Below are 16875 nucleotides of genomic sequence, written 5' to 3' on the forward strand. Positions count from 1 at the left end.
AAGCGCCACAGTCAGCATGCATTACCGATCAGCCCTCAAATTCATCGGCATCACCAATCTGCTTGCCCTGCTTGTCACCGCACTGGCCGCCTATTTCCTGGGGCGGACCACGACTATCCAATTAGCCGATACCGGCAGTGTCATTGCGATGGTGATTTGTGCCTTGGGGGCGCTCATGGCGCGTGGTGCGCGGCTTGGCGACGGCCCGGTATCCCACCAGATGACGGCCTCGGTGGCCGATTCGCCCAACTCTCTGCGTGGCGCCGATTACGACGATATGTTGGCTGGCGTCAGCTATGGGGCACTGTTGATCGTGGCTGGGCTGTTGTGGTTAGGGGTGGTCGTTGGGATGTATCAATTGCTCGCTTGACCGTGCCGCCACTTGCTCGCTTTATGCCGTTATCGCTTTGATCGCAATCTCCAGCCTCGGGCGGCTGGCTGCCCTCAATTTCATGAGCCCAAGTTGTCTGGCCATCTGCACCAGCATCCATTCCTCGCCCTTAGTAGAGTCATACACCAGGGCGGCGAGAGACCGAAGTTCTTCAGCACAAACCTCATCAATCGCACGTTGTTGCTCGTTGACTGGTGGCCGCCACGAGACGGGCGAGCCTGGGGCCATTGTTTCGGGCCAGTAGAAAGTGCCGACCTCTTCTTCGGAGTTACGACAGTACTTACGCGCAACTTCCTCTACGCGCTCCACAATCCTGCTGCCAGTGCGCTGCCATCCATGCGCTCTACTGATCCGGCGTGCCAGTACAGCGTCAAGAACGGGTCCTTCTGTTGCAGTGACCAGCGCGATCATTGCAGCCAGCGTTGGCTCGTATGACACCTCGAAAAATGCATCAGCGTTCGCAGTTGTTGCGAAATGAGAAAGGTCCGTCTCTACAAATGCCATCTGTGGCAAATCCGCATTTTCGGCAGTTTGAACGGCAGCATTGCGTGCATACTGCTCTGCTACATGAGTCTCCTCGACGGATAGCGTGGTTGAGGCTATGTGGTCTGCTGCTGGCTTTGGCGCGTATTCGTCGGAACCGATTGGACTGCTTGCTTTTGCAATAGCAGCTTCAGCAGCTCGTTTTGCAACCTCTCTTTCTGCTTCTAGCGCGCGCTTTGCCCGACTCGACTCAAGGAGTGCTCTCAACTGTTGATCCAAACGATCTAGCGTGCCTGGCTTATCTACCCACCAATCCGTCGACCATACACGCACGATCTCCCACCCTAGACCTCGAAGGACCTGCTCTCGCAATTTGTCTCTATCTCTAGCGGTTGCAGATCGGTGATAAGTAGCCCCATCACACTCGATACCAGTCAGGTACGTTCCACGAGCATCTGGATGAACTACCCCAAGATCAACACGGAAAGCAGATGCACCCACTTGGGTATGCAGCTCCCAACCACGCATCGCCAGAGCAGAAGCGACGGCCTCCTCGAACGGGCTCTCAAAACCACCCAGGCTCCCACGCGTAGCTTCCGCCAATGCACGAGGCCCTCTCTCCGCAAACTCAAGAAAGTGCTTCAAATCACGTACACCGACCGATTGAGTACGAGACAGGTCGAACTGCTCAGGCTTGAAGCTTGAGAACACCCGGAGTTCTTGACGAGCTCGTGTAATCGCCACATTTAGGCGCCGCTCTCCCCCGTCGCGGTTCATTGGGCCAAAGTTCATTGACTTTGCGCCACTGACATCCGGACCGTAAGTAATCGAGAAATACATGATGTCCCGCTCATCACCTTGAACGCTTTCCAGATTCTTAACGAACAGGGGCTCAAGCTCAGCTTCCGAGAAATGCGGTTCCAGTGACGGGTCTTTACGTCGCTCTTCATCAAGTAGGTCTTCGATGAGCTTTTGCTGCTCGGTATTGAACGTCACGACACCGATAGTGAGCTCGGACTCACGGAATCCCGGAGACTTAAGAAGTGCAACGATATCCGCAACCAGTGCCTTAGCTTCCAGTTTATTGATTCTCGCCCCACCTTTCTCATACACCCCGTTGGTATAGTGAAAGCTGACCGCTCTATCCTCCGTTACTGGCGACGGGAACGTCACCAAGCCTCCCCCGTAGTAATGCTGATTGGAGAACGCGATGAGGCTTTCATTCCGACTACGGTAATGCCATGACAGGTTTAGGGTCGGCAAGTTGGCACCGAGACACTCATCAAGAATGCTTTCCATCTCCCCTTCAACGTCTTCGTCATCGATTGATGACTCCGCCCTGTCGAAGAACGCTGTCGGGGGCAACTGCTTCGGATCTCCCACCATAACCACTTGTTTGCCACGCGCGATGGCTCCGATTGCATCCCAGACTGCAATCTGGGATGCCTCGTCAAACACCACTACATCAAACTGTTCTGTATCTGGAGCAAGAAACTGAGCAATCGAAAGCGGACTCATCAACAAGCACGGTGTGAGCTTGGTCAGTGCAGATGGAATGCCACTGATGAGCTCGCGCAATGGCAAATGGCCACGCTTCTTTGTAAACTCTCGGCGCAATAAACCCCACTCAGAATTCCGCGTGGCATCGTCTTGAGAAGGTAGACCTGAACACAAGCTCGCCCGCACCCAGGTACGGGTTAACTCGGTAAATTTCTCGTCAAGGTGTCGGAAATCGGCAATCCGCTTTTCATGCTCCGCAGAAACAAAGGTTCGAATTACCGATTCGTTATCAACCACCGCATTCAGCCACCAGCGACAGTAATTCGTTTCGAAAGCAGACCGAATAGCTCCGAGCTCTACCCTTTTGTTTTCTATGCCGGCTACCAACGGCTCCAAGCCAATAGAAACCGCATGCTGCCGCACCTTCTTCCACGCACACCAAGCATTCAGCTTGGTCTCAGACAGCACGATTGCATGGCAATGAGCATGAAGGGAGACAAGGTCGGATTCACTAAAGGCGGCATGTACTTGCTCTGAAAAGCCACCTTTTTGGGCCAGCTGACCGATAGCCGGCTGAAGCTTGGACCAAGCGCTCATGTATTTCTGACCCGCCGCCACCACAGGACCATCTTGATCGAGCAGTGCATTGCCATCAACGACAAGGCGCTCAATCGCGGATGAGATGCCGGGCAGGTCTGAGGGCCCCGCTGCGAGATTCACAATCGCGGTGGCTATTGCACTTTGAAAGCTTACTGCTCGTTCTACTTCCTGGATGTTCGTTTCAAGCTCACACCACAGGCCACCAGTTGCGTCTTTGAGTTCGGAAAGGTCTCGCAGCCTGCCTTCGGCTGAGTCACGAATGCGTAACGTTGTATGGTCTTTGAAGAAGCGTTCACCACAGACGCCTTGTGCTATCTCGGGTATATCCTCTTCCAAATGGCCGCAGGGACGAATCACTTCCAGTCTCTTGGCAAACCGAAGCGCAGCATCCAATACAAGAGCGTCTGTATCTAACCCCTTCCACAGCCCTTCAGTCTGGCTCTCAAGGCCACTGAGTACGTTCAACGCGTGATCGAGTTCCGTCAGTTTTCTAAGTTTCTTCACTTCGAGCGCCAAGCTCTCCCCAGCCCTCCCCGAAGCCAATGAATCTAGCCCCTCATCAGACCACGTGGCGCGCTCACGGGCGGCTTTCAACGCTTCCTGAAGTTTGAGTGCAGCTCGGAGATACTCCGGCCTGGATTTCAAGCCCTGCCATAGCTCCGCTACTTCAGGACCAATATCCAGTTTTGCGACTTCACTTCGGGTATCTCGAATTCCTACAAGTATTGCCAAATCATCCGCAACGTTTGGTTCACCCTGTCCCGCCACCATTGTCTCAAGTATTTGGCGCACCTTGCGTTTACCTAGCCAAGACATCGGCCAAAGCGACTGTTCGGCTTTAGCGTATTCTCGCTGCAACTGATACACATTCAATTGCTCCATGCCCTCGGTGTAACGCACGGATAGTTTCTTCTCAAGTACGCCTATACGTTCCAGCAGCCCAATCCCCTTACGTAGACCGTCTTGTATGTCGTGCGGCCAAGGTGACAGTGCACCATGAATTTCACGCCGTTGTGCCAGTAAGTCAAGGGCAGTTTCTATACTCCCAGTTAACGTTGGCATCCATCCGGAAGACAGTTGCTTTGTCAGTGCACCGTGCTCAGCAAGTAGCTTGATACCTTCCTGAAGTCGTTCTGCGATGGCTTTTGCATCAGGCTGGAAAACGAATTGCCAACTCCTCCCTGCGGCCTGTGGCAACGCGCGAGAAAGTGCAGCCAATGCGGCACGAGGTCGCTTGGAAAGCGGTGTAGGTGAAAGGCCGATGACGTCGAGAAAACTCGATGCAGCCAAACGCACATTCTCAGCCACAAGAATTACATCCTTTGCTGCTTCAATCAGCGCCTGCTGCCATGTCGGCGACCAATAGCCGGTCAGAATCGGCGAGAGCGGTCCAGATGCGAGCACCTGCTGACCTACCGCCGTAGCATTCACTTCAAGGCGATCTACCACCTCCCTCAATAGATCCGTGTCCGTCACGCCATGGGCGGCGTAAGACGACCAAGAAAACCCCAGAGTGGGAACATCAACACTATCAACAACGATACCAATAGCTTCATAAATGCTACGGCCATTGGTGTGCCGATGGTGGAGGCGTTCAACATAACCATTCAGTTGTTGGCGTAAGGTTTTCAACCTCTCTGCTTCTGTCTTCCAAGCGTCCGCATCAATCACTCCTTGCGCTTCCCAAGCTGTTTTTAACTGCGCCAACACATCTAGTTTTCGCGCCTTGCTTGAATGCAGCTCTAAACAAAACTCCCCCAGCTTCACTTCGCGCAGGCGTCGATACACCACATCGAGTGCTGCGATCTTTTCTGAGACGAAAAGAACCCGTTTGCCTTCTGCAAGGCATTGCGCGATGAGATTCGAAATTGTCTGACTTTTACCTGTGCCCGGCGGGCCGATCAGAACGAAGTCTTTGCCTCTGGCTGCTGCCATCACTGCAGAGAGTTGTGAGGAATCCGCGGGCAGTGGGCAGAAGGTATGTTCCGGACCAAAATCACGATCCAACGATTTGGGACTTGGGAAACTGGCGTGACCTGCATAGGGTTCACGAGGCGTATCGATTAAATGCTTGACGACAGGGTTGAGTCTTAGCTGATCAGTGCGCTGCACCAGATCGACCCACATCAGATACTTGGCAAACGAGAACATGGACAACACCACATCCTCTGAGACTTCCCACCCCTTGATGTCTTTAATTGCAGCGGAAACTGTCCGCCAAATTTTGTCGATATCCAGCCCTGACTCGTCGCGATCCAACTCTCCCTCTTTGATACCGAGCTCAAGCTTGAAATCCTGGCGCAACATCTCAAGGAGTGTTGGGTTAAAGCGCGGCTCATCGTCGTGAAGCGTCAGCGTAAATCCAGACCGGACGCTCTTACGTTGCAGCGTGACTGGGATAAGGATGAGAGGAGCTCGGTACTTATGATCGGGTTTGTTATCTGGCGTCCAGTTCAGAAAACCCAGCGCCAAGAACAGTGTGTTTACGCCACCTTCTTGCAAGGTAGTTCTGGCTGCCCGATATAGCTCAACAAGACGAACATCCAGTTCTTCTTGAGCAAGTCCGACAAAAACCTCTCGCCGCTTAAGAGCATCCAGCGCATGTGCCCTACGGAGATTTTCACGCTCGCGACTCTCGTGGATGGCTTGGTCTCGGAGGTCCGAGCCATCCATCAGGTCCGGGCGAGTAAGTAACTTAATTTCTTTGCCGTCGGCTACCAAATCCTCAAGTGCTCCGGGGTCTGGAGCATCCAGTTTCAGTGATTTCTTGCCAGCCCTAAAATTCAGCAGATTGTTGCGGAGCGATAGATCGAGCAGTTTACGTTGCCAGCGCGCCAAACGATCCTTGGGATCCAATGTCGCAGCATCCTGAATGTCACAGTCTTCCTCTGGCAGCTCTGGAGCCTCTTCGAACGGCGCCTCCCCACTGGAGTCAAGTGCATCCGTCAGCACCGTAGCGACTTGGGATTCCGTACTAGCGAGTGGCTTGATACGCTGGAGGCGAGCACGGCGAATATCGACCGCCAACTCAAAAGACTCTGCTTTTTCTTCCGCGATCTGCCCTGCGCCATGCCCGGTCGCGTAGAGAAAGCTTACGGGAGGGCGCTGCGTTACGAGCGTAGTCTCAAAAAGCAGCAACTCTTTAAGCTTCACCCTTTTACGCAACGCGGTCACATCATCTACTACAGCGGTAGAAAACTCTTCAGACTTTAACCACACACCGACAAAAGCGTGCCCTCGGGTAAACACTAGGATGGGATTGAGTCCAGCCTGCTCAATAGCGGAGCAGAATAGCAATGCAAGGTCGAGGCACGTGGCAAGTCCAGAGTCAACAATCTGCCCCGGGGAACGAATTTTCTGTCCGGTATGCTCGAAGCTCGCTGGCGGCAACGCATAGTCGAGCTTCATTGCTACGACCGCACCCCAAATGGCAGATGCGAGCTCCCAAGCCCGTTTTGCCCCGCCTTTGTAACCATCCAACCCGGCGTCCTTGCCGTGATCTCGCAAAACATCGGCGGCCTTTTTCAATAGCCGATCAATCGCCGGCTCATTTGGTTGGACGAAGGCTGCGATCATGTCCGGCATGTATGCAATACCGCCCCATTGATTTCGGGGTAGCAGCTCCACTACCTTGGTCACCGTAATAGAGTGGTCTGACGCTTTTGTCTCAACTGGCCGGAGGGTGACGGAAACCGTTGCCTCTTCAGCTTCAGTCAGGCGACTGAAAAAAACACCGTCTAGCTGAACATCTAGGTTTTGCAGCTGATAGGTCTGACCTGCGCCAACGGAGTCCAGTCGCCAGGTTCGCGGTTTTACAAAGGCCGGAATCGCTTCGAGAACGACTTCAAGTGCCTTGGAATCCCGCTCCAATGTGCTGACGACGCGAAGCTCGCGGATGAGTGGGACAGCATTCTGGAAATCCGCCAAGTTTAGTTTGGCGGCAAATGTCGCTTCGATTTTCAGTTCTCGGACGGCCTCTTGCTGGGTCGCTTCCGGTTGCTGTTCAGCCGACTCCCCATGGGAAGCCCTTGCCATTTCTGCCATGTGCACACCCCTGACGTCATTTCCACATGGGCCGTCTTAGCCCTAAATCGACTCGGCTTTTCTAGCCACTCGCCAGCCTCTCGGAATATTGCTGTTTGTACTCTGCTGGCGAAAGCCCAGCCTATTGCATGATTTTGGCGGAGCCATTAATGCTCATATCGATGCAACGCTTCCCGCACCGTATTGAGCACCTGAAGATCATCCCAAGGCTTGGCAATAAACCGATAAACCTCCCCCCGGTTGATGGCGTTGGAGAGCGTGGGCGCCGAGTTCTCCCCGGTAATCAGAATACGCATGGTGCGCGGATAAATATGCTTGATCCCGCCAAAGAAGCTGATGCCGTCCTCCCCCGGCATATGCTGGTCGCAGATCACCACGCCCACCTCCTGGCGGGCCAGGATCTCATAGGCCTGTGCGGCGTTGTCGGCGGTCAGCACGGTAATGCCCTCGCCGCGTAGCAGCCGTTCCATGCTGGCCAGCACCTGCGGTTCATCGTCGATCAGCAGCAGGGTACGGTGATAAGGGGCTTGGTCGCTCTCGGCCAGCTCCAATTGCGGCCTTTGCCGCAACATCTCGGCAATTTCGTTGGCTGGTAGCGGCTGGCTGAAATAGTAGCCCTGGATTTCATCGCAGCCCTCGGCCGTCAGCAGATGCAATTGGCCAATGGTTTCCACGCCTTCGGCGATGGTGCGCAAGCCCAGGCTGTGCGCCATGCGGATAATGGTGGTGGTGATCGAATAGTCCTGCGGATCGCGCGTCACGCCCTGGATAAAGGAACGGTCGATCTTCAGCTTGTCGACCGGGAAGCGCTTCAGGTAACTGAGGTTGGAATAGCCCGTACCGAAGTCGTCGATCGCCAGGGAGACGCCGATTTCCTTTAGTTTACGCATCCAGTTGATCGAGCTTTCCGGGTCGTCCATGGACAGGCTTTCGGTCAGTTCCAGTTCCAGATACTTGGCCTGTAGCTCGAAAGACTGCAGCACCTGCACCGCCAATTGGTCGATGCGCTGATGGGTGAACTGCGAGGCCGCCACATTGACGGCCACCGGCGCGATCGATAGACCCTGCTCCTGCCAACTTTTCAACTGGCTGCAGGCGCTGTGCAGTACCCACTCGCCAATGGCCAGGATCAGCTGGCCTTCTTCCGCCACCGGAATAAAGCGCGATGGCGGCACCAGCCCCAGCTCGGGAGATTGCCAGCGTATCAAGGCTTCCAGGCCGATGATCTGGCCGCTGCGCAGCGAGACTTGCGGCTGGTAGTACAGCACGAATTCCTCGCGTTCCAGTGCGCGTTTCAATTGCCGCTCCAGTCCCAGGCTCTCGTCCAGGCGTGCCTGCATTTGGGCGGTGAAGAACTTGTAATTATTGCGGCCAGCCTCCTTGGCGCGATACATGGCGATATCGGCCCGTTTCAGCAGGTCGCCCGGCGTCTGGCCGTCCTGCGGGTAGATGCTGATTCCCACGCTGCAGGTGACGTTGTGTGGCTGGCCGGCCAACTGCATGGGTTGGCATAGCGACTCGACTACCCGGTGTGCCAGCTTGCTGACCGTGGATTCGTCGCTGATCCGGTCGATCAGCAGCACGAATTCGTCGCCGCCCAGCCGGGCGACCGTATCGCATTGCCGCACGCAATCCTGCAGGCGCGCCGCCACCGCGCACAGCAACTGGTCGCCCGCGGCATGGCCCAGCAGGTCATTGATATGCTTGAATTTATCCAGATCGATAAACATGACCCCCAGGCGCACTTCATAACGCTCGGCCCGGCTGATCGCCTGGGTAAGCCGGTCATGGAGCAGTGAACGATTGGGCAGGCCGGTAAGCAGATCGTGGCTGGCCTGGTATTCCAGTGCTTCTTCGTGCATGCGCCGTTCGCTGATATCGCGTGCCACCAGCAGCACCGACTCGGCATTGTCGAACTGGATCGCCGTGCCGGTCACTTCGACATCCACTTGGCTGCCATCCATGCGCACCAGGCGCAGGTCCATGGGCGGGGTGGTGATCTTGTGCTTGATGGCGGCCTGTATCTGTTCGCCCACCTGCTGGCGGTAGGCTTCGCCGGCCCGTTCGATTACCGGGGTGCCCAGCAATTGTTCCGCGCGTGCGCCCAATAAGCGCAGGGCCGCTTCGTTCAGGTAGACGATGCGGCCCTCGGTGTAGACCAGAATGGCTTCCGGCATCAGTTCCACCACTTTGCGGGAGCGCGCTTCGCTATCTTCCAGGTAATTATTGAGTGTCTGCAGGCCTTGATTGGCTTGATACAGCTCCAGACTCTTCTGCTCCAGCAAGGATTCCGCCGCCTTGCGCGCGGCTTCCGAGCGGGCCAGTCTGCGGCTGAGTAGCTCGCAAGTCTGTTGGGCGTTCATCGCGGCTGCTGTACCAGATGGAATTGCACGCGCTGCTCCGCGCCGTCGTCGGCAAGATCGACGCGCGATAAGGCGATGGACTCGCTGAAGTGGGCGATACAGCCTTGTATCAACCCTTCGGCCAGGTCGGCAAAGCCGCGCGGCGAGCTGTACAGCAGGGACAATTGGTCCGGCGCCGGTCGTTCGCAGAAAAAGGTGGGCAGTTCCGCTTCGGGATAAAGCTTGCGTACTTCGACGTGGATATGGTTTTCGATGTGGCCGAGGAATTCGAAGCTGCCGGAAGCAGACGTGAAAAAGCCAGGGTAGATCTGCGAAAAGCGTTGAAACAGATAAACGCCGAAGCCCCGCACCAGCGAGGCGGCCGGGGTGCCGGTGGCCTCGCTGAGCGCTACCACCAGGCGCACCAATTCGGCATGGTCGTAGGTACCCACCGCAGTGTAGGCGCCGTCGTTAGGGAGCGCCGCCGCCGTGATGATGCGGTCGGCCATTTCCATACCCAGCTGACTCTCGACCATTTCGAGGAATTCGGTAAAAACGATACCTTTCATGATCGCCTACCTGCTGCGGGTGATAGATATTCAGTTTTAGACCGTAACCGTCGACTTGACTAGCCAGGGGGGCCGCCGGCAGGGGTGCTAGCCAACCCGTTTCTCGCTATGCGGGTCAAATAGCAGCGCCTTGGTCGGGTCCAGGCTCAGCTGGACCGCTTGCCCCGGCGCGCCGGCGGCGCGTGGATGGCAGCGGGCGACCGTCCTGACGCCGTTGAGGGTCACCGTCACCAGGGTGTCGGGACCGGTCGGTTCGGTCATTTCCACCGTGGCGCTGAGCGATTGCAGGTCGGGCCGGTCGCCGTGGGCACTGGCCGGGTCGGTCAGTTGTTCGGGACGGATACCCAGGATCATGCGCTGGCCGACGAAGGGGCGCTGGGCTTCGAGCAGCGGGCCCAGGGTCACCTTTTGCGCTTGCTGGCCGTTGTCCAGCATCACCACCGCCATGCCGGCTTCCTCGTGCAACTGGCAGGGAATGAAGTTCATCGACGGCGAGCCGATGAAACCCGCCACATAGAGATCGGCCGGTGCATCGTAGATCTGCTGCGGCGAGCCGAACTGGCGTACCTCGCCGTCCTTCATGACCGCGATACGGTCGCCCAGCGTCATGGCTTCGATTTGATCGTGGGTGACGTAGACGATGGTGGTGCCCAGGCGCTGGTGCAGGAGTTTGATCTCGGCACGCATCTCCACCCGCAGCTTGGCATCCAGGTTGGACAGCGGCTCGTCGAACAGGAACAGGGCCGGATTGCGGGCCAGGGCGCGGCCCATGGCGACCCGCTGGCGCTGGCCGCCGGACAACTGCTGGGGCTTGCGGTCGAGCAGGTGTTCCATCTGCAGGGTCTTGGCCACCCGATTGATGATGGCATCCTGTTCGGCCTTGGGCACCTTGCGGATTTCCAGGCCGAAAGCAATGTTCTTGCGCACGGTCATATTGGGATAGAGCGCGTAGCTCTGGAACACCATCGCGATATCGCGATCCTTGGGCGAGAGATTGTTCACCAGGCGGTCGGCGATATGGATTTCACCGGAACTGATGTCGTCCAACCCGGCAATCATATTGAGCAGGGTGGATTTGCCGCAGCCGGACGGCCCGACCAGGATCAGGAACTGGCCTTGTTCGATTTCTAGATCGATACCCTTGAGGATATGGGTATCGCCGTAGCTTTTCTTGACGTTGCGGATGGAAAGCGCGCCCATGGCAGAGATTCCTTAACCTTTGACTGCGCCGGCAGTAAGCCCGCGCACGAAATATTTACCACCGACCACATAGACGAACAGGGTGGGCAGTGCCGCAATAATGGCCGCCGCCATGTCCACGTTGTATTGCTTCACCCCGGTACTGGTATTGACCAGGTTGTTCAGCGCCACCGTCATCGGCTGCCCGTCGCCGGAAGAAAACACCACGCCGAACAGGAAATCGTTCCAGATCTGGGTGGTTTGCCAGATCAGGCAGACCATGATGGTGGGTATCGAAATGGGCAGCAGGATGCGGAAGAAGATGCGGAAGAAGCCGGCGCCGTCGATGCGGGCCGCCTTGACCAGTTCGCCCGGGACCGTCACATAGTAGTTGCGGAAAAACAGCGTGGTGAACTGCAGGCCGTAGATCACATGCACCAGGACCAGGCGGCCGGTGCTGTTTTCCAGTCCTAGCAAGGCCAGCACTTGCGCCATCGGCAGGATCACCACCTGGAAGGGCAGGAAGGTGCCGATCAGCAGGGCCATGAAGAACGCGTCCGAACCCTTGAAGCGCCACATCGACAGGATATAGCCGTTCAGGGCGCCCAGCAGGGTCGAGATCAGCACCGCCGGGATCATCATCTTCAAGCTATTGACGAAGTAGCCCTTCATGCCGCCGCATTCCACGCCGGTACAGGCGCTGCCCCAGGCCGTTCGCCAAGCGTCGAAGTTGAGCGAGCCGGGGAGCGACATCAGATTGCCGGCACGGATCTCGTCCAGGGTCTTGAGGCTGGTGCTGAGCATCACGTACAGCGGTGCCAGGTACCACACCGCCATCAGTACCAGGATGGTGTAAATCGCATAGCGGGCTGCCTTGGCGCCCGGGCTTTGTTGATAGGCGAGTTTAGCCACGACGTTCTCTCCGCAGTTCGGAATACAGCAGCGGCATCACCACGGCCGTCGCGGTGAACAGCATCATCATGGCGCTGGCAGCGCCCAGGCCCAATTGGCCGCGGGTAAAGCCGTGCTGGTACATGAAGATGGACGGCAAGTCGGTGGCGAAGCCCGGTCCGCCGCCGGTCAGCGCCATGACCAGGTCGAAACTCTTCACCGCGATATGGGCCAGGATCATGAATACGCTGAGGAAGACCGGCCGTAGGCTGGGAATGATGATGCGGGTATAGATGGTGGGCAGCGAGGCGCCATCCATCTGGGCCGCCTTGATGATGCTGTCGTCGATGCCGCGCAGCCCGGCCAGGAACAAGGCCATGACGAAGCCGGACGATTGCCACACCCCGGCGATCACGACGGTGTAGATGGCGAAATCGGGATTGATGATCCAGTCGAAGGTCAGCTGGGTATAGCCCCAGTCATGCAGCATCTTCTCGATGCCCAGGCCGGGGTTGAGTATCCATTTCCAGGCGGTGCCGGTCACGATAAAGCTCAGCGCCATCGGATAGAGATAGAGCGTGCGCAGAAAGCCTTCGCCACGGATCTTCTGGTCGAGGAATACCGCCATCACCAGGCCGATGGCCAGGCTGACAAAGATAAACAGGCCGCCGAAAACCGCGAGGTTCTGCATGGACTGCCACCAGCGGTCATTGCCGAACAGTTCGATGTACTGCACCACACCGGCCCACTCGTAGCGGGGCATCAGCCGCGATTCGGTGAACGATAGCCAGGCGGTCCACGCGATAAATCCGTAGAAGCCGATCAGGCAGGCGAGCGCCGTGGGGGCGATAACCAGGCGGGGCAGGATGATATCGGCCAGACGGCTGAAAGTAAGACCTGGCGCGCCTTGACGGGAAGCTGTCATGGCGACTCCTTATGAGAAAGGGGAACACAAACTTAGGCTCCGGTACCCATATTGGCGTACCGGAGGTTCACTCCTCGCGGGCGCGAGCGTTTTTTACTGCTTTTTTAACTACTTTTTCTTGGCGGCGACCAATAGCTTGGCGACGGCGTCCTGGCTGCTCATGTTCGAGTTCATAAAGCTGGAGATCAGATCCTGCACCGCGCCCTGGGCAGCCGACGGCATGGCCATGCCATGGGCGAAGGAGGGCAGCAGGCTGCCGGCCTTGTTGGTGGCGACGAAATCGGCCGACGACTTCTTGGCGCAGTCGTCGAACTTGCTCATGTCCGCGCCCAGGCGCACCGGGATGGAGCCCTTGTTCAGGTTGAACACCTGCTGGAAGGCCGGCGACAGCACGGTCGAAGCGAAATCGTTGGTGGCCTTCAGATCCTTGTTCTTCTGGGCGAAGACGATAAAGGAATCGATATTGAAGGTGTAGGCCTTGTCGGTACCGGGCGCGGCCACGCACAGGTAATCCTTGCCCGGGGTCTTGCCGGCGGCGGTGAATTCGCCCTTGGCCCAGTCGCCCATGAACTGCATGCCGGCCTTGCCGTTGATCACCATGGCGGTAGCCAGGTTCCAGTCGCGGCCCGGCATGTCCTTGTCCATATGCTTGCGCACCATGCGCAGCGTCTCGAAGGTCTTCAGGGTGGTGGGGCTGTTCAGCGCCGCCGCATCCAGTTGCACGAAGGCCTTCTTGTAGAAGTCGGCGCCGCCTATGCCCAGGGCCACCGATTCGAACACGGTGGCATCCTGCCAAGGCTGGCCGCCATGGGCCACGGCGATCATGCCGGCCTTCTCGATCTTGGTGGCGGCTTCGTCGAACTCGGCCCAGCTGGTCGGTACCTTGGCGCCGGCCTTCTTGAATACTTCCGGATTGACCCACATCCAGTTCACGCGATGCACATTGACCGGCACGGCCACGTAATGATTCTTGTACTTCATGGTGCTGGCCACTACCGGCGGCAGGATGCTGTCCCACTTTTCCGCCGTGGCGACCGCATCGAGCGTAGCCAGCACGCCTTCGCCGCCCCACTCTTGAATGGATGGGCCCTTGACCTGCGCCGCCGTCGGCGGATTACCGGACACCACGCGGGTCTTCAGCACGGTCATGGCATTGTCGCCTGCCCCGCCGGCCACCGCGAAATCCTTCCAGGTATGGCCCTTGGCCGACATCATCTTCTTCAGCTCGGCGACCGATTTGGCTTCGCCGCCGGAGGTCCACCAGTGCAGTACTTCTACTTCACCGGCTACGGCATTCAGGGAAAAAACGCAGGCGACTGCCAGCGCCAGGGTCAGGCGACTCGATTGCATCTGTCTCGCTCCTAGTTGGAATAATCGCCACCAAGCTCAGCTATGCGGCTGGGCGGAATATAAACACGTGTGTAAGTTTTGTGAAGGTTTTCTGTAAGTTTTCAGTAAGTTTCGATGTTGCAAAGCAGCAGGAGCAAAGGGCAAATCACGCCAGTATCGGTATCGGCGTCGTTCGCCGGGAGTATGTGCGGGCGCACAAAACCAGCAAGGGCGTGGAGAACGCGAAAGATGGGCCGACTTTCTTGCAAGACGGTTTGCAGATACCCGTGGCGTGCGGCCTATGCACTGTTTGGAGAGATGAACCATGATGCGCTCGAATGCCTATACGCTTACCCGCAGCACGCCCCATGCGATAATCGATTCAACGAAATTGCAGGGCGTTTGGCAATCGATCGCGCGGCTGAGGGCGCATGATCCGACCTTCCGCCAAGTTGTTCTGACCGATCTGTACCTCGGCTACCAGGAAGCGCGGGAACTGGCCGTCGTGCTGGCGGGCAATCGATATGTGACCAGGCTTGACCTCTCCTGCAACAAGATTGGTCCCAGCGGTGTGCAATGCTTGGCGCCGGCGCTGGCGAGCATGAAGATGCTGTTCGACCTGGATTTGAGCGACAACGAGTTGGGCGACCAAGGGACGTTCGAATTGGTCTCCCAGCTGAAAGGACACTTCTGCCTGCATAGGCTCAATTTATCGCGTAACTTTATCGGCAGCGCCGGCGCACGAGCGCTGTCCGACATGATCGCGCAGGACAGTCCGCTGGATACATTCATCGCCAGCAATAATCGAATCGGCGGCGACGGGGCGCTCGCCTTGGCCGAGGCGCTGGCCAAAAATGAGCACCTTTGCAGCCTCGATCTTTCCAAGAACGAGATCGATTCCCCGGCCGCCGCCGCCTTTGCCGCCGCAGTGGGCAATCGCGGCAAGCACAGTCTCGTCATACTGGATTTGTCCGACAACCGCATCGATGACGGTGGCGCCCTGATGCTGGTCGAAGCCACGGCCATAAACCCTTGGTTTTCCTACCTGAACCTGGGGGGCAACCGTATCGGCCGGGAAGGCTTCGAGAACATCGCCGCTTGGCTGGATCAAAATAAGGAAGTCTGTCTCGTGCTGGAACTGGGCCGGGGGTGAACGTCAAGACAGTAGCGCGCATTCAAAATGTGCTGCGGAAACCCTGCTAAACCCTGCCGGACCTAAGGGCTCAGCCGAAAACGCACGGTAACCGTCAGCCCATGCGGGGAGGTGTCGGTCAGCACGACCTGCGCCTGATGATGGCGGGCGATTTCCTGCACGATGGCCAGGCCCAGGCCGCAGCCCTTGCCTTGGCCTTCCATGCGGCCGCGATAGAAGCGCTCGAACACGCGCTGGGCTTCTTCGGCCGGAATACCCGGACCATTGTCGCGCACTTCGATCACGGCGCTGTCGCCGCTATCCAGGATGCGTATGCCGATCTCGCTGCCGGCCGGGCAATACTGGATTGCATTATCGATCAGATTGCCCAGCAGCTCGCGCAGCAGCGCGTCGTGACCGGCGATCAGCAATTGCGGCGGCGCTTCGTCCAGGCCCAGGTCGATACCGCTGGCCAGGGCGCGCGGTACGGCGTCCATGCTGACTTCGCGCGCCAGCCGGACCAGATCGACCGGCGCCAATGCCAAGGCGGCATCGGGTTCGGCTCGGGCCAGTGCCAGCAGTTGGTTGACCAGGCGGATCGCCCGCGCCACGCTGGTTTCGATCTGGACCAGTCGCTGCGTCAACGCACCGCGGTCTGGCACGGCTTCGCTCAGTTCCGCTCGGGTCAGCTCGGTCTGCGACTTCAGGCCGGCCAGCGGCGTGCGCAACTGATGGGCGGCATCGGCGATAAAACGCCGCTGACCCGCCACCTGGGTGTTGACCTCGCCCAGCAGGGTGTTGATGGCCGATGTCAGCGCCCTGACCTCGGCCGGCGCATTCTCCACCTTTAGCGGCGCCAGATCGCGCGGCGAGCGGTTTTCCACCAGCCGGCGCAGGTGCCGAAGGGGAGATAGGCCTCGGCTGATGCCGGCCCAGACCAATACGCTGGTCAAAATCATCAGCATCGACAGGGGCAGGACGGTATCGATAAAGATATCGCGTGCCAGCTGGGTGCGCAGGGCGGTGCTCTTGGCCACCTGCACCAACATGGTCTGCGGTCGTTCATCCGTCCCCACCCGCAGGTAGAGCGCGGCCAGCCTGACCGATTTGCCGCGCAGGATGCCGTCGTAGAAATAAGGGTGGCCGAATTGCCGCGCCAGATCGCTCGGAGTAGCCGGCAGGTCCTTCTCGCCCAGGATAAAGGCGCCCGGCGGGGTGCTCACCATATAGTAGAGGCGGTCGCTCGGGTCTTCTTCCAGGATCTCGCGCGCGGCCCGGGGGAAGTCGATATAGAGCCCATCGCCCAGCGGCTTGACCTGGCGGGCGAGGGCTCGGCTCGATTCGGCCAGGCTACGGTCTATCACCTCGTTGGCGTAGCGCAGCGCCACCGAGTAGGACACGAAGGCGGCCGCCAGCCATAGCACCAGTTGCGGCAGTAGCAGCCAGATCAACAACTGGCGGCGTAGCGATAATTTGCGCGGCGCCGCCAA

General features: G+C 58.1%; 10 protein-coding genes. 2 read left to right on the forward strand and 8 right to left on the reverse strand.

Annotated features, from left to right (window positions below; genetic code table 11):
- The first annotated feature begins 16 nt into the window (after window positions 1-16).
- Window positions 17-370 carry a hypothetical protein gene (locus tag FNU76_RS14030; protein ID WP_144278779.1) on the forward strand — a complete coding sequence of 118 codons (354 nt, stop codon included), beginning with the start codon at window positions 17-19 and terminating at the stop codon, window positions 368-370.
- 21 nt (window positions 371-391) lie between these two features.
- Here the strand turns inward: FNU76_RS14030 and proA are convergent, their stop codons facing one another.
- From proA to FNU76_RS14065, 7 genes are all read right to left on the reverse strand, one after another.
- Window positions 392-7018, reverse strand: coding sequence for an anti-phage protein ProA (proA, locus tag FNU76_RS14035; protein WP_223879021.1), 6627 nt, complete (start codon window positions 7016-7018; stop codon window positions 392-394).
- A 146-nt stretch (window positions 7019-7164) separates the two neighbouring features.
- A complete protein-coding gene (locus FNU76_RS14040; RefSeq protein ID WP_144278780.1) occupies window positions 7165-9381 on the reverse strand; it encodes an EAL domain-containing protein in 2217 nt (738 codons plus the stop codon).
- Complete coding sequence (locus FNU76_RS14045; protein ID WP_144278781.1) at window positions 9378-9929, reverse strand: heme NO-binding domain-containing protein; 552 nt, start codon at window positions 9927-9929, stop codon at window positions 9378-9380. The genes FNU76_RS14040 and FNU76_RS14045 overlap by 4 nt, the downstream gene beginning before the upstream one ends.
- 87 nt (window positions 9930-10016) lie before the next feature.
- Complete coding sequence (locus FNU76_RS14050; protein WP_144278782.1) at window positions 10017-11129, reverse strand: ABC transporter ATP-binding protein; 1113 nt, start codon at window positions 11127-11129, stop codon at window positions 10017-10019.
- Window positions 11130-11141: 12 nt separating this feature from the next.
- Complete coding sequence (locus tag FNU76_RS14055; RefSeq protein WP_308418550.1) at window positions 11142-12020, reverse strand: carbohydrate ABC transporter permease; 879 nt, start codon at window positions 12018-12020, stop codon at window positions 11142-11144.
- Complete coding sequence (locus tag FNU76_RS14060; RefSeq protein ID WP_144278783.1) at window positions 12013-12924, reverse strand: carbohydrate ABC transporter permease; 912 nt, start codon at window positions 12922-12924, stop codon at window positions 12013-12015. Before FNU76_RS14060 ends, FNU76_RS14055 begins: the two co-directional genes overlap by 8 nt.
- A gap of 108 nt (window positions 12925-13032) precedes the next feature.
- Window positions 13033-14274 carry an ABC transporter substrate-binding protein gene (locus tag FNU76_RS14065; RefSeq protein ID WP_144278784.1) on the reverse strand — a complete coding sequence of 414 codons (1242 nt, stop codon included), beginning with the start codon at window positions 14272-14274 and terminating at the stop codon, window positions 13033-13035.
- 304 nt (window positions 14275-14578) lie between these two features.
- Between FNU76_RS14065 and FNU76_RS14070 the strand changes: the two genes are divergently transcribed.
- Window positions 14579-15406 carry a leucine-rich repeat domain-containing protein gene (locus tag FNU76_RS14070; protein ID WP_144278785.1) on the forward strand — a complete coding sequence of 276 codons (828 nt, stop codon included), beginning with the start codon at window positions 14579-14581 and terminating at the stop codon, window positions 15404-15406.
- Window positions 15407-15468: 62 nt separating this feature from the next.
- Here FNU76_RS14070 and FNU76_RS14075 read toward each other — a convergent pair whose 3' ends face one another.
- Window positions 15469-16875, reverse strand: coding sequence for a sensor histidine kinase (locus FNU76_RS14075; protein WP_144278786.1), 1407 nt, complete (start codon window positions 16873-16875; stop codon window positions 15469-15471).

Source organism: Chitinimonas arctica (assembly GCF_007431345.1).
GTDB classification, from domain to species: Bacteria; Pseudomonadota; Gammaproteobacteria; order Burkholderiales; family Chitinimonadaceae; genus Chitinimonas; species Chitinimonas arctica.

What these genes read in the sequence shown, in the direction of transcription:
- FNU76_RS14060 (WP_144278783.1), bottom strand. Translation starts at nt 12,924, where the DNA reads ATGACAGCTTCCCGTCAAGGCGCGCCAGGTCTTACTTTCAGCCGTCTG.
- FNU76_RS14065 (WP_144278784.1), bottom strand. Translation starts at nt 14,274, where the DNA reads ATGCAATCGAGTCGCCTGACCCTGGCGCTGGCAGTCGCCTGCGTTTTT.
- FNU76_RS14040 (WP_144278780.1), bottom strand. Translation starts at nt 9,381, where the DNA reads ATGAACGCCCAACAGACTTGCGAGCTACTCAGCCGCAGACTGGCCCGC.
- FNU76_RS14050 (WP_144278782.1), bottom strand. Translation starts at nt 11,129, where the DNA reads ATGGGCGCGCTTTCCATCCGCAACGTCAAGAAAAGCTACGGCGATACC.
- FNU76_RS14070 (WP_144278785.1), top strand. Translation starts at nt 14,579, where the DNA reads ATGATGCGCTCGAATGCCTATACGCTTACCCGCAGCACGCCCCATGCG.
- FNU76_RS14045 (WP_144278781.1), bottom strand. Translation starts at nt 9,929, where the DNA reads ATGAAAGGTATCGTTTTTACCGAATTCCTCGAAATGGTCGAGAGTCAG.
- proA (WP_223879021.1), bottom strand. Translation starts at nt 7,018, where the DNA reads ATGGCAGAAATGGCAAGGGCTTCCCATGGGGAGTCGGCTGAACAGCAA.
- FNU76_RS14030 (WP_144278779.1), top strand. Translation starts at nt 17, where the DNA reads ATGCATTACCGATCAGCCCTCAAATTCATCGGCATCACCAATCTGCTT.